Genomic DNA, 18472 nt, shown 5'->3' with positions numbered 1-18472 from the left:
GAAGATGATGATAAGGTATCGGTGTCATATCCGAACCTTTTGAACAGTTAAATACTCTGTAAGAAGAAGTATAAGAAGAAGCATGCTCATTCTAAAGGTTGCGTTCTAACAGTGAGTTGCTTATGATAAATGAACAGAAGAGAATATTTTTTAGAATTAAAGGAGACGTTTATGCAAAAGTTTGAACAAGCTGTTTCATATATTGAAAATGGTGAAGCGGAAAAAGGATTACAATTATTAAAAGAACAATTAAAAATTGCGAATGATGAAGAGAAGTATGATATCGCTCGTTACTATCATACACTTGGATTTACAGATGAGGCATTAGCAATTACTGAAGACTTACGTTTACTGTATCCAGAAGAAAGTGAATTCACTGTATTTTTAGCAGAATTATATATTGATCTAGATAAAGAAGATGAAGCAATTGAAGTGCTTCATGATATTCCAGAAAATGACGATTTATATGTTCAATCGTTATTACTTGTTGCAGATTTATTCCAAATGCAAGGTTTTGATGATGTAGCAGAGCAAAAACTATTAAAGGCGAAAGAAATGATGCCTGATGAACCTGTTATTACGTTTGGGTTAGCAGAATTATATAGTAGTAAAGGTGAAGAACAAAAGGCAATTACTTATTATGAATCGCTATTAGCGGAACATAAAGTAATGGGGGGTGTTGTGATCGCACTTCGCCTCGCAGAAACGTTAAGCGCGATCGGAAACTGGGAAGAAGCGATTTCTTATTATGAAGCAGGCCTAGAGGAACAAAAAGATATTCACTCATTATTTGGATATGCCTTCACATTATACCAAGGTGAAGAATATCAGAGAGCAATTGGTGCTTGGCAAGAACTAAAAGAATTAGACCCTGAGTACGCATCACTGTACATGTATTTAGCGAAAAGCTATGAAAAAGAAGGAATGCTTCAAGAAAGCTATGAAACGCTTCATGAAGGAATTAAAGTAGATGAGCTTTCAGTTCCATTTTATGTAGAGTTAGCGAACATTGCGGCGAAATTAGGAAAAATAGTAGAAGCAGAGGAAGTTCTTCAAAAAGCGCTTGAGTTAGATCCAGGGCATTTAGGTGCAACATTAAAATATGCATATATCTTAAAAGAACAAGAAAAGTATGAAGAGTTAATTGCAATTGTAGAGCGTGCTATTGATAGTGGAGAACCAGATACACAACTACTTTGGGATCTTGCGTATGCAAAAAAACAATTAGAAATGTATTCGGATGCATTAAAACACTATGAAAGTGCATATACTTCTTTTAAGAATCATCCAGACTTCTTAGAAGAGTACGGTTATTTCTTATTGGAAGAAGGAAAACGAAAAGAGGCGAAAGAAGTATTTACCCAGTTATTACAACTAGACCCGACACAAATTCATATTGAAGAGTTGTTATATAATTTAGAGGATTTTTCATAAGTTGGAAGGAAACTGAATGCCGCTTCTTGAATCTAAAAAGAAAAGAGAAAGACAGAGGAGGGACTTAATTGCTATGAATACCCCTGTTTCTGTAAACGAGAAGAAGGATTTTGTAAAATGGTTTTTGAATAATTACCAACTGAAACAGCGTGAATGTGTATGGATTCTGAATTATTTAATGAGTCACGACCAATTGATGCATAAAGTCCACTTCGTAGAGCATGCAAAATATTGTCCGCGTGGCTTAGTGATGTCAGCGAATTGTGTGAAAGACACACCGTTTCACTTTTTTAAACAAAATGTTATGACAACAGATGCTGAAAAATCGTTTCATGATATTCGTTTAAATCGAGATGAGGATATTTATATTCAACTCAACTTTAAATCATCGTTTCAAAATGCGAATTATGTAGCTGTATTAGAAGAAAACCCATATCTACCAAAGCATATTGAAGTAAATGAAAAAGATCGTTTACTTGCAGAAAGGTTTTTAGAAGAAAGTGTATTTTCGTTTAGGAGAGAACGCCTTTTGAAACAAATTGATGAAGCGTTAGATAAGCAAGATAAGGAAGCGTTTCATAGATTAACGGCAGAGTTAAAAACTTTATAGAATTTATTTGGATTAATAAATTTTTACAAATTTCAGACTTTCATCAAGAAAAACTACCTATATTGGGTAGTTTTTCTTTTTTTACCTCTTTTAGTATGGTTTAATATATATAAAGTGAAAGTTCTGTCATTTGTAAGTGAAGGAGGGAAGGAATTTGAAGTGGATTGTAAAAGATGTGGAACAGTTTGAGCAAGCAAGAGAGTATGTTGATACAGGAGTAATACCGCTGTTATCAATTTCGGCAGCAAAAGAAATGAAAATGGTTGTAGAACAAGGTGAATTTATCGAATTGTTGAGCACGGAATTGGAAAGAGAGTATAAAGGAAGAGTGCTTTTACTGCCTGCATTTACGTATTTGGTAGAAAGTCAAAAGAATGAAAAAGGTCGTTTGCAAGAATGGACAAATCATTTACGAAGTGAAGGTTTTAAGCATATTGCTTATGTTACAAGTGATTTTTCATGGAAAGAGGATATGCAAGAGTTACAGGGAGATTTGTTTTGGTTTCCTTCATTAGCATTAGAACAATTTAGTGATCAAGCAAAAAGAGAAGTTATTCATGCACATATAAAAAATATAATGGTGATGCTGGAAGAGAAATGGGGAAACTCATAATAAACAGAAAGTTCCTATTATTATGAGTAGTATGATATTGACCTGTGCATGAGCGTATTATATCATGATAGTGTCCTAGTTTTTATTTTTTATATAATTTATCACGAGGGGACAATTTCTGATAGAGGGGGGAAATTTTCGTGAGCGAGAAAGAACATCGCGTGTCAAGAAGACAATTTTTAAATTACACACTCACAGGGGTAGGAGGCTTTATGGCTGCCGGTATTTTAATGCCGATGACGCGATTTGCGCTTGATCCGGTGTTAAGAAAAGAAGCGGGAACAGATATGGTTGCTGTTGCGCAAGTAAAGGATATTACAACAGAGCCGAAGCGTTTCGATTTTAAAGTGAAGCAGGTTGATGGTTGGTACAAGTCTGAAGAACCAAAATCAGCTTGGGTTCATAAAGATGAAAGCGGAGACATTGTTGCGTTCTCTCCAGTATGTAAACATTTAGGATGTACAGTTAACTGGAATTCGGACAAAGCACATCCGAATCAATTCTTTTGCCCATGTCACGGGGGTCGTTATACAAAAGATGGGATTAACATTAAAGGTACGCCACCCCTTGCTCCGCTTGATGTGTACGAGTCTAAAGTGAAAGATGGAACGCTGTATCTAGGAAAAGCGAAGCCAAGAGGGGGTGCAAAGTAGATGTTAAATAAAATTTATGATTGGGTGGATGAAAGATTAGATATTACACCAATATGGCGTGATATCGCTGATCATGAAGTACCTGAACATGTAAACCCGGCACATCACTTTTCTGCATTCGTCTATTGCTTTGGAGGACTTACCTTTTTCGTTACTGTAATTCAAATTTTATCTGGAATGTTTTTGACGATGTATTATGTGCCTGATATTAAAAATGCTTGGGAATCAGTTTACTATTTACAAAATGAAGTTGCTTATGGGCAAATTGTTCGTGGTATGCACCACTGGGGTGCTAGTCTCGTAATTGTAATGATGTTTTTACATACACTCAGAGTTTTCTTCCAAGGTGCGTATAAAAAGCCCCGTGAGTTAAACTGGATTGTTGGTGTTCTTATTTTCTTTGTTATGTTAGGTCTTGGTTTTACCGGATATTTATTACCGTGGGATATGAAAGCTTTATTTGCTACAAAAGTAGGGATTCAAATTGCAGAGCAAACACCGCTCATTGGTCCTTATATTAAAACATTACTCGCTGGTCATTCCGAAATTGTTGGCGCTCAAACATTAACTCGCTTCTTTGCTATTCACGTCTTCTTCTTACCAGCAGCACTTCTAGGTTTAATGGCCTTCCACTTCATCATGATTCGCAAACAAGGTATTTCCGGTCCACTATAAGAGATTGCTAAATTAAAGGGGAAAGAACTAAAGGAGGGAGATTATGCATCGCGGCAAAGGGATGAAGTTTGTAGGAGATTCTCGGGTACCAGTAGCTCGGAAACCAAATATTCCAAAAGACTATTCTGAATACCCAGGGAAAACAGAAGCATTTTGGCCGAACTTCTTGTTAAAAGAATGGATGGTTGGTGCAGTTTTTTTAATCGGTTATTTATGTTTAACAGTGGCGCATCCGTCGCCGCTTGAGAGAATGGCGGACCCAACAGATGCTGGATATATACCACTTCCAGATTGGTATTTCTTATTCTTGTATCAGTTATTAAAGTATTCGTATGCTTCCGGTTCATTTACTGTAATTGGAGCATTTATTATGCCAGGGATTGCGTTTGGAGCATTACTGTTAGCTCCATTTCTTGATCGAGGTCCAGAAAGACGTCCATTGAAGCGTCCTGTGGCAACTGGATTTATGCTTTTAGCAATTGCATCGATTATCTTTTTAACTTGGGAATCTGTAGCACACCACGACTGGGAAGCTGCAAAAAAACAAGGAGCAATTGTAAAAACAGCGCCAGTTGATAAAAATGATGATGGCTATAAATTAATGCAAAAAAATACTTGTTTAACATGTCATGGTGACAATTTACAAGGCGGGGCAGCAGCACCGGCACTGCAAAACTTAACTTTAAAGCCAGAAGAAATTGCTAAAATTGCGAAAGAGGGAAAAGGTTCAATGCCTAAAGGTGTATTTAAAGGTACGGATGAGGAACTGAAGAAGCTTTCGGAATTCGTTGCAAAGTATAATAAAAAATAATAGAAAAGCTGACTACAAAATTTGTAGTCAGCTTTTCTATTTAGTTGGATGAAGTTTGTTATAATAGAGTAGGATTTAGTGAATGAATTACTTTGCTTGAAAGGTGTTGGACATACGGATTGGTGTACTTGTATGCAATGTTAAGACAACGCTCGGTATTATTATTTTTATTAATTGTTAACTTATTAGGTACAATTTATGGATTTATATGGTACGGAAATCAATTGAAAGAAACGTCACCTATATTTTGGCCGTTTGTACCAGATAGTCCTATGGCGACTCTCTTTTTTGTCTTTGTTTTAATTGCTTTTTTGGCAAAGAGAAACTGGGGATTAATAGAAGCGTTAGCGATTGTAACTTTAATAAAATATGGTATTTGGGCTGTTGTTGTAAACGCGATTATGATTTACGTAAAAGGGCCCATAGGCCTTATGGGCTACATGTTAATGCTTTCGCACTTCGCGATGGCAATACAAGGATTTTTATATGCTCCATTCTATCGTATAAAAAAATGGCATTTTATAGTAGCAGCTGTGTGGACGTTGCATAACGATGCAATTGATTATTTATTTTGGCAAATGCCGCGATATGGAATTATGCATTTGTTTGTAGAGGAAATTGGTTATTTTACGTTTTGGTTAAGTATTGCTGTACTATGTATTACATATTATTGTTGCTTACGTGAGCAAAGAAAACAATTTTCTTTATGATGGTTAGAACATTTAGGGGGAGAACATGGAGAAAAATAAGAGTGGTACAAAAATATTGGATCGATTGATTACTTTAGTTGTTTCATATAGCATAGCATTTTCTATTTTTGCACTCGCAACAACGGCAGTTGTGTATGGAAAATGGTTGTATTATTTTGAAATTGATTTTTTAAATATTCCTGATTTAGCGGATATGACGAAGGATGAAATTAAAAGAAATTACGATGTGCTTATTACATATTTATCCCCGTTTTATGACGGAGCATTACATTTGCCCACATTAGATATGTCCACAAATGGCCGTATTCATTTTGTAGATGTTAAAAATATTTTAGTAAAGATTCAATATGTGATGTATGCGACAATTATGATTGCAGTGATAGGCGGAATTTATTTATTAAAAAAGAAAAATGAAAAGTTTTTACTGCACGGATCGATTTTAACAATCATTTTTCCGATAGCGCTTATGTTACCAATTGCTATTAATTTTGAAAAGAGTTTTGTATTATTCCATAAACTTTTATTTAGTAATGATTATTGGGTTTTTGATCCTGAAAAGGATCCAATTATATTAATGTTACCAGAAGAGTTCTTTATGCATGCTGCGTGTGCTATTTTATTATTCATTTTAGGTGGGAGTATACTTTGTTACAGCTTATATAGATATTTCGTAAAAAAGAAAAGGATGTCACAGAAAAAATTCTCTGCTTAAAGAGAATTTTTTCTTTGTAAAACGATAATATATTTTTCGGTCTAGTTCTGTTCTATTCTTGTCCAAATTAACATATTTTGTACTAGTAGTTATAGGGGGGACCGGGATGAAGAGAACATTAATTGGATTGATAGCATTTCTAATTATAATGTTTCCGTTACGTATATATGCTGAAGAGTGGAATGAGCTAACAGGGTTGTTAGACGACTCGTTACAGTTAGTGAAGCGTAATGAAGATGAAAAAGCGGTACAAGTATTACAACATTTCTCGGAGCAGTTTTTAATAAAGGGGAATGAAAAGAAGCAGGAAGTAACACCAGATCAAGTTAGAGTTATTTCTTTAGCTTACGATAAGGCGCAACAATCGCTCTCTGAAGAAGGTTTAGGTAAGCAAGCTAAAATTGATAATGTGCTGGCATTACAACTTGCTGTTGATGCACAAGTATCGAAATATCAACCACTTTGGATGGAAAGAGAAAGAAAAGTAATGGATGCCTTTTCTCAAATGGAAAAAGCGATGGAAAAAGAAGATGCTGGGCAGTTTCAACAAACGTTAAATACGTTTTTAAATGAATTCAATATTATTTATCCAAGCTTAATGATTGCTTTGCCAGAAAACGAGGTCCAGCGTGTAAATGTTCATTTATCTTATTTAGATGAATTTCGTAACGTTATGTTAAAAACGAAAGGCGGCCAAATGCAATTAGGGATTATTAAAGGGGATTTGCAAAAGATATTTCACACAGTAAAAAAAGATGAAATTGCACCCTCTCTCATTTGGTTTATGACAATTACTGGGGGACTTATTTTATTCACATTAACTTATGTTGGATGGAGAAAGTATAAAGGAGAGAGAGAAAAAAGAAAAAGTAATGTACATTCTAAAAATAGATAATGCAATAAATAAAGATATGGATTGTAAGGTTTATTCATTGACAATAGTGGCAGAAGAAAATAGAATGAGAAGTACTATAATTAAAACTTCAATGGAGGTTCATGATGTTTTATTTAATTTACTTCGCGATCATAATGATCATACCGTTGTATGCACAGTCAAGAGTACGTAGTGCCTATAGCAAGTATTCACAAGTTTATTCAACATCAGGTATGACAGGAGCGGAAGTGGCTCGAAAAATTTTAGATGAAAATGGATTATACAACGTAGCTGTAGAAGAAACACCAGGTCATTTATCAGACCATTATGATCCAACCGCTAAGACGGTTCGATTATCAACAGATAACTATTATGGACATTCAGTTGCTGGTACAGCAGTTGCAGCACACGAAGTAGGACACGCAATTCAAGATGCACAAGATTATAACTTTATGCGTATTCGTCATTCGTTAGTTCCTGTGGCTAATTTTGGATCGAATATATCATGGGTATTTATTATGATTGGTATATTTGCGACAATGTCAAAACTATTGTTATTAGGTATCATTTTAATGGCAGCAGGTGTTGTGTTCCAGCTCGTTACATTGCCAGTTGAGTTTGATGCGTCAAAGCGCGCAATGCAACAAATTGAAGCGTTAGGTATTGTATCAACAGATGAATATGGGCAAGCTCGTAAAGTATTAAATGCGGCAGCATTAACATATGTAGCAGCTGCAGCTGTAGCGGTATTTGAATTATTACGTCTCGTATTAATGTATACTGGTATGCAGCGTAGCGACGACTAAAGACTATCAATTTTGATAGTCTTTTTTTGTTGTATGGATTGAATTATATAATGTATTGCAAATAGAAATAATAGAAGTAATGCGGAAAGGCGGTGGGGGGAAATGAAATATCCAGACCATTTAGTAAAACAAGTGCAAGAGCGCAGTGCTCCTTATCAACTAGAAGGTTTTTTAAGTGGACAAGGTCCTGAAAATCCCAAATTTATGTTGTTAGGAGAAGCGCCTGGTGAAACAGAAATTCATAATGGGATTCCGTTTAGCGGGAGAGCGGGAAAACAATTAATGGATTTTTTAGAGCGTATTGATGTTACAAGGGAAGAAGTATATATTACGAGCGCTGTTCGAAGTAGACCTTATAAATGGCGAGAGAAAAAAGAACGAAATGGTGAAATCATACAAAAAAAGTATAATAGAACGCCAAATCAGGGAGAAATAGTTGCCCATGCGCCTTTGTTAGATTATGAATTAGAGAAAATACATCCGAAGCTTATCGTCACGCTTGGAAATATCGGTCTTCAACGTTTAACAGGAAAAAATAAAAAAATCACAGATGTACACGGGCAATTATTAAAACAGCCCATTCAAAAATTAAAGGATATGCAAAGTGCAGAGTTTACATGGTCAGAGAAAGAATATCATGTTTTTCCGACTTTTCATCCAGCTTCCATTTTTTATAATCGGAGTTTATTGGAGCTTATTCATGAGGATTTTGAGAAGCTTAAAAGACTTGTAATAAAAAACTAGAAAAGCTAAGGCGCTTTTCTAGTTACATTTAATTATGTAAAGGGTTTTTATTTTCATCTAACGTAAATCCTTCACCAACTACATCATGTACATCACTTACAGCGACAAAAGCATGAGGATCTACAGAAGTAATGATATTCTTTAATTTCACGATTTCATTTTTAGCAACAACGCAATACAATACGTTACGTTCCACTTTTGTATACGATCCAACAGCTTTTAAAAAGGTTGCTCCGCGCTCCATTTCAGATAAAATTTTGGCAGCAATTTCATCGTTTTTCTCTGAGATAATAGTCGCTCCTTTGGCAGCATAAGCTCCTTCTTGCATAAAATCAATGACTTTAGCACCGATAAAAACAGCAACTAGCGTATACATGCCCTCGCGGTATGATAAATAGGTAAGAATAGAAACTACGATAACGACAGCATCAAACATAAACATTGTTTTCCCCATACTCCAGCCAACATATTTGTGAGCTAGTCGTGCGATAATATCTACACCGCCAGTAGTCCCGCCATATTTGAATATTATTCCAAGGCCGATACCGATAAATGCCCCGGCGAATAAAGCTGCGAGTGTCATATCATTTTGCAAGTTTAAATGTAAGTTGAGTACTTCGTAACGCTGGAAAATCCATAGAAATAAAGATACGCTAAAGGTGCCAATTAATGTATATAAAAATGTCGTTCTGCCAAGTAACCTCCAACCAATAAAAAATATAGGGATATTTAAAATTAAGTTTGAGTAGGAAGGATCAAACTTAAATAAAAAATACAATAATAGTGTAATACCAGTAAACCCACCCTCTGCAAGGTGGTTTTCAATATTGATATTGACAATACCGAAAGAAAATATAGCGGAACCGATTAAAATAAAAATAATATTTCGCATCTTCAATTTTGATGTCATATAGAAATCCCCCTAATTATGTAATGATTGCATTGCTCCGCTGAAACAGTAAAACATAATAATAAGTAATTTCTAGTTGCTAGTGAAAATAGTAAGAACCTGATTGATGCGGGCTGATTTTTTGTGAAAATCGCAAAAGAAAGTTTCACTTTATTATAGTCTATCCAAAAATGGGTCGCAAATAGGTGTTTGGCGGGGAATAATATTTGTCAAATCGCGATGAATTGGCTAACATGAAAGAGGAAGGATTAGAGGTGAATAGTATGGAAGCAAAAACGATGAAAGATATGCAGAAAGAAGTAGATGCATATATTGGTCAGTTTAAAGAAGGTTATTTCAGTCCGCTTGCAATGATGGCTCGTTTAACGGAAGAAATGGGAGAGCTTGCAAGAGAGGTAAATCATTATTATGGTGAGAAACCGAAGAAAACAACTGAAAAAGAAAGAAGTATTGAAGAAGAGCTTGGAGATGTATTATTTGTTATGATTTGTATGGCAAATAGTTTAAATATTGATTTAGAGACAGCACATAACATTGTAATGAATAAATTTAATACACGTGATAAAGATCGCTGGACACGTATTGATGAGGGAGAGAAAGAATAATGAAAGAAATTAAAGTAATTATCGCCGGACCAAGAGGACGTATGGGACATGAAGCAGTCCTTCTTATGGAAAGAACGGAACATTTTAATTTAGTAGCAGCAGTGGATTATAAGCATGGTGGTGAGAAGATTTCTGATTTACCTGGCATGCCAGCATTACATGCGCCGATTTACGCTGATTTACATACTTGTTTAGATGAAGTAGAAGCAGATGTGTTGTTAGATTTAACAACACCAGAAGTGGGGAAACAACACGTTACACTTGCAGTTGAGCGTGGACTTCGTTCGGTTATTGGTACAACTGGATTTACAGAAGAAGAATTGACACGTTTAACAGAGAATGCAAAAGAAAAAGCAGTAGGAACAATTATTGCTCCAAACTTTGCAATTGGTGCAGTTCTTATGATGAAATTCTCACAAATGGCAGCGAAATATTTCCAAGATGTTGAGGTAATTGAATTACATCATGATCAAAAATTAGACGCACCATCTGGTACAGCTGTAAAAACGGTAGAGTTAATTCGTCAAAATCGTGAATCAAAGCAGCAAGGTCATCCAAATGAAGTAGAGCAACTAGCAGGTGCACGAGGTGCAAATGTAGACGGTATTCACATTCATAGTGTACGTTTGCCAGGGCTTATTGCACACCAAGAAGTAATGTTTGGTGGAGATGGACAAATGTTAACAGTTCGTCATGATTCATTCAATCGTGCATCATTTATGTCAGGTGTAAAACTATCAATTGAGACAGTAATGAACCTTGATCATCTTGTGTACGGTTTAGAAAATATTATCGACTAAAGGGGAGACAACGGATGAAAATTGCCTTAATCTCACATGACAAAAAGAAAAATGATATGGTTTCGTTTGCATACGCATATAAACCAATTTTTGAACAACATGAATTATTTGCAACAGGAACGACAGGGCTTCGTATTATGGAAGCGACTGGATTAGTTGTAACAAGATATCAATCTGGCCCTCTTGGTGGAGATCAAGAAATTGGTGCAATGATTGCAAAGAACGATTTAGATATGGTGATTTTCTTCCGCGATCCATTAACAGCACAGCCGCATGAACCGGATGTGAATGCATTACTTCGTTTATGTGATGTATATGCGATTCCACTTGCAACGAATATGGCAAGTGCTGAAATGTTAATGCACGCATTAGAGCGAGGAGATTTAGATTATCGTAAGTTAAGAAAATGAGGGGAACAATTATGAGTGGATTACATATATTAGCGTTTGGTGCTCATGCCGATGATGTTGAAATCGGCATGGCTGGTACCATCGCTAAATATACAAAGCAAGGGTATGAAGTAGGTATTTGTGATTTAACAGAAGCTGATCTTTCTTCAAATGGAACGATAGAGTTGAGAAAAGAAGAAGCGAAGGTCGCAGCTCGTATAATGGGAGTAAAAACGAGGCTGAATTTAGCGATGCCAGACCGTGGTTTGTATATGAAAGAAGAGTATATACGTGAAATTGTCAAGGTGATCCGTACATATAAACCAAAACTAGTTTTTGCGCCGTACTATGAAGATCGCCATCCAGATCATGCAAATTGTGCAAAGCTTGTGGAAGAGGCTATTTTTTCAGCAGGAATCCGTAAATATATGCCGGAACTTTCACCACATCGTGTGGAGTCTTTTTATAATTATATGATTAATGGTTTTCATAAACCGAATTTTTGTATAGATATAAGTGAGTACCTCTCTATAAAGGTGGAAGCATTAGAAGCGTATGAAAGTCAGTTTTCAACAGGGAGTGATGGTGTTAAGACACCGTTAACAGAAGGTTACGTTGAAACTGTGATCGCTCGTGAGAAGATGTTTGGAAAAGAAGTTGGAGTCTTGTATGCCGAGGGATTTATGAGTAAGAAACCGGTTTTATTACATGCTGATTTATTAGGGGGATGTAAATGAAATTAAAAATAGGTATTACATGTTATCCTTCTGTAGGTGGTTCTGGAGTTGTTGGAACAGAATTAGGAAAGCAATTGGCGGAACGTGGGCATGAAATTCACTTTATTACATCGGGTTTACCATTCCGGTTAAATAAAGTATATCCAAACATTTATTTTCATGAAGTGACGGTAAATCAATACTCTGTATTTCAATATCCACCATATGATTTAGCGTTAGCAAGTAAAATGGCCGAGGTTGCACAAAGAGAAAACTTAGACATTTTACATGTGCATTACGCAATACCACATGCAATTTGTGCATATTTAGCAAAACAAATGATCGGAGAGCGTATTAAAATTGTTACAACCTTACATGGAACAGATATTACTGTGTTAGGTTCCGACCCTTCGTTAAATAATTTAATTCGTTTTGGTATTGAGCAATCGGATGTTGTTACTGCTGTCTCGCATTCATTAATTAACGAAACACATGAGCTTGTAAAACCAAGTAAAGAAATTCAAACGGTATATAACTTTATAGACGAACGTGTATATTTCAAGCGTAATATGTCTCAATTAAAGAAAGAATATGGTATAAGTGAGAGTGAAAAAGTACTTATTCATATTTCGAATTTCCGTAAAGTGAAACGTGTGCAGGATGTTGTTCAGGCATTTGCTAAAATTGTTAAAGAAGTAGATGCGAAGTTGCTTCTTGTTGGAGACGGACCAGAATTCTGTACGATTTTACAGATAGTGAAGAATTTACATATTGAAGATCGCGTTTTATTCCTAGGGAAGCAAGATAATGTTGCAGAACTACTTGCGATGAGTGATTTAATGTTGCTTCTATCAGAGAAGGAAAGTTTTGGTCTTGTTTTATTAGAAGCAATGGCGTGTGGTGTACCTTGTATCGGAACGCGGGTTGGAGGTATTCCAGAGGTTATTCAACACGGGGAAACAGGATATTTATGTGAAGTTGGCGATACAACAGGAGTGGCAAATCAAGCTATTCAGCTATTAAAGGACGAGGAACTTCACCGTAATATGGGAGAACGAGCAAGAGAAAGTGTTTATGAGCAATTTCGCTCAGAAAAGATTGTTTCACAATATGAAACGATTTACTATGACGTACTAAGGGATGACAAAAATGGAAAGATTTAAAAAAGCTAGTTCTATTATTGAGACATTAAAGCAACAAGGACATGAGGCTTACTTTGTTGGTGGGAGCGTACGAGATCTTATTATCGATAGGCCGATTGGAGATATTGATATTGCGACATCTGCTCTACCAGAAGAAGTGATGGCTATATTCCCAAGAAATGTTCCTGTTGGTCTTGAGCATGGAACTGTAATTGTTGTAGAAAATGGTGAGCCCTATGAGGTAACTACTTTTCGAACAGAAAGCGAATATGAAGATTTTCGAAGACCTAGTAGTGTTCAATTTGTTCGTTCATTAGAAGAGGATTTAAAACGTCGTGATTTCACGATGAATGCAATTGCTATGACAGAAGAAGGCAAAATGGTCGATTTATTTGCTGGACAGGAAGCCATTCAACAGAGAGAAATTGTGACAGTTGGAAATGCTGCGGATCGTTTTCAAGAAGATGCCCTGCGAATGATGCGTGGTATTCGGTTTGTAAGCACGTTAGGTTTTTCATTAGAAATGAAAACGAAGCAAGCGATTGAAACGTATGGGCATTTGCTAGAACATATAGCAATTGAGCGTATTACAGTAGAGTTTGAGAAACTGTTAACTGGTACATATTGTGTGAAAGGTCTCAAAGAATTAGTAGAGACGAAGCTATTTTCTCATTTGCCATATTTACAAATGTCAGAAGAGAGACTGTTAAAAGCTACGCAGTATAAATGGGATTCTTTCGAAACGGATATTGAGGCGTGGGCATTTTTCTTATATTGTATCGGAGAAGAACATCCATCTGTCTTTTTACGTCAATGGAAGTTTTCGAATAAAAAAATAAAAGATATTGTTGCAGTTTTATTGACAATCCGTACTAGAAAGGAGAAGGATTGGGATACAGTCCTTCTTTATAAAACGGGAATTCATATCGCTGAAATGGCAGAGAGAGTATATGAAGCGATGATTGAACGCTATGACCCTACATCTGTTGAACGAGTACAATCAATGTTTCATGCATTGCCAATCCAGGAGCGTCAAGAAATGAATGTGACTGGTAATGATTTATTAAACTGGGCAAACAAAAAGCCTGGTCCGTGGGTTGCTGAGATGCTTCAGAAAATCGAAGAAGCAATCGTACAAGGAAACGTAGTTAATGAGAAAGAGCGTATAAGGGAGTGGCTACAAGGATGCAATCTACTATAAGAAAGCAGTTATTGCAAGTTTTTTCTGAAGCGGATGGCGAGTTTGTATCCGGCCAAACAATTAGTGATAAACTTGGTTGTTCAAGAACTGCCGTGTGGAAACATATGGAGGATCTGCGGAGTGAGGGATATGAACTTGAAGCTGTGCGTCGATTAGGTTACCGAATTGCAAGTAAGCCAGACAAAGTGACCGCTAATGAAATTCAGTTAGGGCTACAAACGAAGCGGATTGGTAGAACAGTGTATTTTGAAGAAACTGTTGAATCAACGCAGCACATTGCAGCAAAACTTGCTTATGAAGGTGCAGAAGAAGGAACTGTCGTTGTAGCAGAAGAACAAACAGCGGGAAGAGGTCGTTTAAGCAGAAAATGGCATTCACCAAAAGGAACAGGGATTTGGATGAGTATTATTTTACGCCCATCAATCCCAGTTCATCATGCACCGCAACTTACTTTGTTAGCGGCTGTTAGTGTTGCACAGGCAATTGAAAAATGTACAGGTGTAAACGTAGGAATAAAATGGCCAAATGATATTTTAATTCAAGGTAAAAAGGCTGTAGGTATATTAACAGAAATGCAAGCGGATCCTGATAAAATTAATGCTGTCATTATGGGCATCGGTATTAATGCGAATCAAAAGCAAGAACATTTTGATGAAGAAATTCAGCACATCGCTACTTCATTAGCGATTGAATCAGGTAAGCCGATTGTTCGTGCAGAACTTATGCAACAAATCTATTTACAACTAGAAAAATTATATGAAGAATATTTACAAAATGGTTTCTCTGTCATTAAAATTCTTTGGGAAAGTTACGCTGTGAGCATCGGGAAAGAAATTACCGCTCGAACGATGAGAGAGACAATTACGGGGTTAGCAAAAGGAATCACAGAGGATGGTGTATTACTTCTGGAGGATCATGAGGGGAAAGTACATCATATTCATTCTGCAGATATTGAAATTAAGTAAAAGAAGTTCCTCTTTTGGAACTTCTTTTTATTTCAATAGTTTTGATTTGAATTTGTAACATGATAATAAATTTTTTTCATATTTAAAGTTCATTTCAAAATATCTTCCGTCGAGTTGACAGGGCATGTTATTTGACGATTACTTTGCCTGCCATTCCTTTAAGAAGATGGTATCGACATATTAATTCATATGTACCAGTATTTTTAGGTTTCACGGTAATATTCTTTTCTTTTCCTGACTCGATTACGACGTCAATGCCGAGTTTTTTCACTGTAAAGGTGTGCTCGTTTTTACCTTTATTTTTCAATAGTAATGTTGTTGATCCTTCAAGCGGAATCGTGATAACATTTGGATTAAAGTAATCATCATTTAGTTCAACCTCAATCACTTTCGTTAAATCGGTGGGGGGTGTTACGACAGTAACTGTGGCAAATACATGGGAGGATCCTAAAGACATCCACCATACAATCATTACAAGCAAACTGCTGAATCGAAATAACCACCTGTTCATAGACATCTGCAATTCTCCTTTGTTAAGTACTTTCCTCAATTAACCTGCATCATTAGTTTAAGAGTTATACTATACAGTTAAATGGATTACAGAAAAAATTAACTTGGACTTTTTTAGCATGCGTTGAAAAAACATGTATCTTTTCAGGATTGAATTCTCCATAAAAACTGTATAGCATATATACTCTCGTGTTAAATTTCATATACCGTAATAAGAATAAAAAATTATTTTTTCAAAAAAATGTAGTAATTCCTTTTTGTAGTTTGCTATAATTAGTTCGAATGTGGGCAGTATCAGAGCGAACTGCACCATGATTCGAAGTCATACGAAAAATAATAACTTGGATTCTGCCTTGATCCAATAACGGACTGGGACAGAGGGATGAATAATGCCGACTAACACACAACCCTTCTGCCCTTTTATGGCCAGAGGGGTTTTTTATATGATTTCGGCCATCTCCTCTCTCCTGCATAAAGGAGGAGTAGTTTTTGAAAACAAAAACAGATTTTTTGAAGATGAAAGAGCAAGGTGAGCCGATTACAATGCTAACGGCGTATGATTATCCATCTGCTAAATTAGCAGAAGAAGCTGAAGTTGATATGATTCTAGTTGGAGATTCTCTTGGAATGGTTGTACTCGGATACGATTCAACAGTACCTGTAACAGTAGAGGATATGATTCATCATACGAAAGCTGTACGCCGTGGAGCGAAAGAGACGTTTATTGTAACTGATATGCCATTTATGTCGTATCACGTATCATTACAAGAAACGATGGTGAATGCACGTCGCATCGTTCAAGAGAGCGGGGCACACGCACTGAAGGTAGAAGGTGCTGGAGAAGTTATATCGACGATTCAATATTTGACGAACGCAGGAATTCCTGTTGTAGCGCATTTAGGTTTAACCCCTCAATCTGTAGGAGTGTTGGGTGGATATAAAGTGCAAGGAAAAGATGCGGAGAGTGCAAAAAAATTAATAGAAGATGCAAAGAAATGTGAAGAAGCTGGTGCAATAGCGCTTGTGTTAGAATGTGTACCAATGCAGTTAGCAGAACTTATTTCAGAGCAACTAACAATACCAACAATTGGGATTGGTGCAGGACAAAAAGTAGATGGGCAAGTACTTGTTTATCATGATCTTATCTCATACGGCGTAAATCGTGTTCCGAAATTTGTGAAGCAATATACGTCTGTTCAAGAGGAGATTGTGCGTGGGATTTCACAATATGTTACTGAAGTAAAGACAAGGCAATTTCCTGAAGAAAAACATTCGTTCACAATGAAAGAGGAAGAATGCTTAGCGTTATACGGAGGAAAACAATAATGAAAATCGTAACTACAGTGCAAGAGATGCAGCAAATTACAAGCGAACTTCGTGCAAGTGGAAAGAGTATTGGTTTTGTTCCAACAATGGGTTATTTACATGAAGGCCATGCTACTTTATTACGTAAGGCAAGAGAAGAAAATGAAATTGTAGTTTTAAGTGTATTTGTAAACCCACTACAATTCGGCCCAAATGAAGATTTAGATCGATATCCTCGTGATATTGATAGAGATGAAAATGTAGCAAAAGAAAACGGTGTAGATTATTTATTTTATCCGAGTGTAGAAGAAATGTATCCAGCAGAACAAACAACAACAGTAGAAGTTGTGAAGCGCACGGACGTATTATGCGGTCAACAAAGACCTGGTCATTTCGCTGGTGTTGCAACTGTACTGATGAAACTATTTAATATTACGGTGCCAACGCGTGCTTATTTCGGTATGAAAGATGCTCAACAAGTTGCAGTAATTGAAGGGTTTGTAACTGATTTCAATATTCCAGTTACAATCGTACCAGTTGATATTGTAAGGGAAGAAGATGGTTTAGCGAAAAGTTCTCGTAACGTGTACCTATCACAAGATGAACGTGAAGAAGCTCTTCATTTATACCGCAGCCTATGTATAGCGAAAGAAAGAATTGAGGCAGGTGAACGTAATCCGGAAATCATTAAAAATCTTGTGAAAGATTATATTGAGACGCATACGAAAGGCACTGTAGATTATGCGGATTTATATGCATATCCGTCATTAACAATGGTAGAGAAAGTCGAAGGAAGAATCATTTTAGCTATTGCAGTTAAGTTTGAAAATGTAAGATTAATTGACAATATAACATTAACGGTTAAATAAGGGGGAGCATCTATGTTTCGCACAATGATGAGAGCAAAGTTACATCGTGCAACTGTAACGGAGGCAAATTTAAATTATGTAGGTAGTATTACAATTGATGAAGACTTAATGGATGCAGTAAATATTGTAGAAAACGAAAAAGTCCAAATTGTAAATAATAATAATGGTGCTCGCTTAGAGACATACGTTATTAAAGGGGAACGCGGTAGTGGTGTTGTTTGTTTAAACGGTGCTGCGGCAAGACTTGTACAACCAGGGGACAAAGTAATTATTATTTGTTATGGGCTAGTTACGGAAGAAGAGATTCATACACAAGAACCAAAAATTGCAGTACTAGACGATAATAATCAAATTATTGAAATGTTAGGTGCTGAAAAAGCGGGTACGATATTATAAGTAGAAAAGCTATCTCCATTGC

The 18472-nt window shown here is 36.2% G+C and carries 23 protein-coding genes; 21 read left to right on the top strand and 2 right to left on the bottom strand.

Going from position 1 to position 18472, the window contains the following annotated elements; genetic code table 11:
- Positions 1-171 precede the first annotated feature (171 nt).
- The 11 genes from MKY38_RS14375 (at position 172) to MKY38_RS14325 (ending at position 8642) form a co-directional block, all read left to right on the top strand.
- On the top strand, positions 172-1434 hold the full coding sequence (locus tag MKY38_RS14375) for a tetratricopeptide repeat protein (RefSeq protein ID WP_001168671.1): 1263 nt from the start codon (positions 172-174) through the stop codon (positions 1432-1434).
- A 73-nt stretch (positions 1435-1507) separates the two neighbouring features.
- Positions 1508-2044 carry a ReoY family proteolytic degradation factor gene (locus MKY38_RS14370; protein WP_001095925.1) on the top strand — a complete coding sequence of 179 codons (537 nt, stop codon included), beginning with the start codon at positions 1508-1510 and terminating at the stop codon, positions 2042-2044.
- Between the two features lie 154 nt (positions 2045-2198).
- Positions 2199-2657, top strand: a complete 459-nt coding sequence (locus MKY38_RS14365) for a YpiF family protein (RefSeq protein ID WP_000871313.1) — start codon at positions 2199-2201, stop codon at positions 2655-2657.
- Positions 2658-2797: 140 nt separating this feature from the next.
- A complete protein-coding gene (qcrA, locus tag MKY38_RS14360; RefSeq protein ID WP_001290418.1) occupies positions 2798-3310 on the top strand; it encodes a menaquinol-cytochrome c reductase iron-sulfur subunit in 513 nt (170 codons plus the stop codon).
- A complete protein-coding gene (qcrB, locus tag MKY38_RS14355) occupies positions 3311-3985 on the top strand; it encodes a menaquinol-cytochrome c reductase cytochrome b subunit (protein ID WP_000932700.1) in 675 nt (224 codons plus the stop codon).
- A gap of 43 nt (positions 3986-4028) precedes the next feature.
- On the top strand, positions 4029-4796 hold the full coding sequence (gene qcrC / locus MKY38_RS14350; RefSeq protein ID WP_000554603.1) for a menaquinol-cytochrome c reductase cytochrome b/c subunit: 768 nt from the start codon (positions 4029-4031) through the stop codon (positions 4794-4796).
- Positions 4797-4915: 119 nt separating this feature from the next.
- A complete protein-coding gene (locus MKY38_RS14345; protein WP_025709269.1) occupies positions 4916-5506 on the top strand; it encodes a DUF1405 domain-containing protein in 591 nt (196 codons plus the stop codon).
- Between the two features lie 25 nt (positions 5507-5531).
- On the top strand, positions 5532-6218 hold the full coding sequence (lit, locus tag MKY38_RS14340; RefSeq protein WP_000414377.1) for a lipoprotein intramolecular transacylase Lit: 687 nt from the start codon (positions 5532-5534) through the stop codon (positions 6216-6218).
- Between the two features lie 106 nt (positions 6219-6324).
- Positions 6325-7113 carry a sporulation protein YpjB gene (ypjB, locus tag MKY38_RS14335; RefSeq protein ID WP_000831584.1) on the top strand — a complete coding sequence of 263 codons (789 nt, stop codon included), beginning with the start codon at positions 6325-6327 and terminating at the stop codon, positions 7111-7113.
- A gap of 101 nt (positions 7114-7214) precedes the next feature.
- Positions 7215-7898, top strand: coding sequence for a zinc metallopeptidase (locus MKY38_RS14330; RefSeq protein WP_011109966.1), 684 nt, complete (start codon positions 7215-7217; stop codon positions 7896-7898).
- Positions 7899-8000: 102 nt separating this feature from the next.
- Positions 8001-8642 (top strand): uracil-DNA glycosylase, encoded by a 642-nt coding sequence (locus MKY38_RS14325; RefSeq protein ID WP_000876871.1) that lies wholly within the window; start codon positions 8001-8003, stop codon positions 8640-8642.
- 28 nt (positions 8643-8670) lie between these two features.
- On the opposite strand, the gene MKY38_RS14320 is transcribed toward MKY38_RS14325, so the two are convergent.
- On the bottom strand, positions 8671-9552 hold the full coding sequence (locus MKY38_RS14320; protein WP_000202121.1) for a YitT family protein: 882 nt from the start codon (positions 9550-9552) through the stop codon (positions 8671-8673).
- Between the two features lie 263 nt (positions 9553-9815).
- Here MKY38_RS14320 and MKY38_RS14315 point away from each other — a divergent pair, with 263 nt between their 5' ends.
- The 7 genes from MKY38_RS14315 to MKY38_RS14285 are packed head-to-tail and all read left to right on the top strand — an operon-like array spanning position 9816 to position 15370.
- Positions 9816-10157, top strand: coding sequence for a nucleotide pyrophosphohydrolase (locus MKY38_RS14315; protein ID WP_002108639.1), 342 nt, complete (start codon positions 9816-9818; stop codon positions 10155-10157).
- Positions 10157-10957 (top strand): dihydrodipicolinate reductase, encoded by an 801-nt coding sequence (gene dapB, locus MKY38_RS14310; RefSeq protein ID WP_000658813.1) that lies wholly within the window; start codon positions 10157-10159, stop codon positions 10955-10957. Before MKY38_RS14315 ends, dapB begins: the two co-directional genes overlap by 1 nt.
- 14 nt (positions 10958-10971) lie before the next feature.
- Positions 10972-11367, top strand: a complete 396-nt coding sequence (mgsA, locus tag MKY38_RS14305; RefSeq protein ID WP_065223976.1) for a methylglyoxal synthase — start codon at positions 10972-10974, stop codon at positions 11365-11367.
- 11 nt (positions 11368-11378) lie between these two features.
- Complete coding sequence (gene bshB1 / locus MKY38_RS14300) at positions 11379-12083, top strand: bacillithiol biosynthesis deacetylase BshB1 (protein WP_000015673.1); 705 nt, start codon at positions 11379-11381, stop codon at positions 12081-12083.
- Positions 12080-13225: an N-acetyl-alpha-D-glucosaminyl L-malate synthase BshA gene (gene bshA, locus MKY38_RS14295; protein ID WP_000768305.1), complete on the top strand. Its 1146-nt coding sequence runs from the start codon at positions 12080-12082 to the stop codon at positions 13223-13225. The genes bshB1 and bshA overlap by 4 nt, the downstream gene beginning before the upstream one ends.
- Positions 13212-14405 (top strand): CCA tRNA nucleotidyltransferase, encoded by a 1194-nt coding sequence (locus MKY38_RS14290; RefSeq protein ID WP_000439321.1) that lies wholly within the window; start codon positions 13212-13214, stop codon positions 14403-14405. Before bshA ends, MKY38_RS14290 begins: the two co-directional genes overlap by 14 nt.
- Complete coding sequence (locus tag MKY38_RS14285; RefSeq protein ID WP_001192063.1) at positions 14390-15370, top strand: biotin--[acetyl-CoA-carboxylase] ligase; 981 nt, start codon at positions 14390-14392, stop codon at positions 15368-15370. Before MKY38_RS14290 ends, MKY38_RS14285 begins: the two co-directional genes overlap by 16 nt.
- 127 nt (positions 15371-15497) lie before the next feature.
- Here the strand turns inward: MKY38_RS14285 and MKY38_RS14280 are convergent, their stop codons facing one another.
- Positions 15498-15887, bottom strand: a complete 390-nt coding sequence (locus MKY38_RS14280) for a cupredoxin domain-containing protein (RefSeq protein ID WP_046392517.1) — start codon at positions 15885-15887, stop codon at positions 15498-15500.
- 482 nt (positions 15888-16369) lie between these two features.
- Between MKY38_RS14280 and panB the strand changes: the two genes are divergently transcribed.
- Genes panB through panD form a run of 3 tightly spaced genes read left to right on the top strand, consistent with a single transcriptional unit; the run spans position 16370 to position 18450 of the window.
- A complete protein-coding gene (gene panB, locus MKY38_RS14275) occupies positions 16370-17206 on the top strand; it encodes a 3-methyl-2-oxobutanoate hydroxymethyltransferase (RefSeq protein WP_000851108.1) in 837 nt (278 codons plus the stop codon).
- Complete coding sequence (panC, locus tag MKY38_RS14270) at positions 17206-18054, top strand: pantoate--beta-alanine ligase (protein ID WP_065223977.1); 849 nt, start codon at positions 17206-17208, stop codon at positions 18052-18054. Before panB ends, panC begins: the two co-directional genes overlap by 1 nt.
- A gap of 12 nt (positions 18055-18066) precedes the next feature.
- Positions 18067-18450 carry an aspartate 1-decarboxylase gene (gene panD / locus MKY38_RS14265; protein ID WP_000490184.1) on the top strand — a complete coding sequence of 128 codons (384 nt, stop codon included), beginning with the start codon at positions 18067-18069 and terminating at the stop codon, positions 18448-18450.
- The last annotated feature ends 22 nt before the right edge of the window (positions 18451-18472 follow it).

Origin of the sequence: Bacillus sp. FSL R5-0585, from assembly GCF_038004545.1 — a bacterium.
Taxonomy (GTDB): domain Bacteria; phylum Bacillota; class Bacilli; order Bacillales; family Bacillaceae_G; genus Bacillus_A; species Bacillus_A cereus.
The sequence above is the reverse complement of the archived record's forward strand: the minus strand, read 5'-3'. Positions and strand labels throughout refer to the sequence as shown.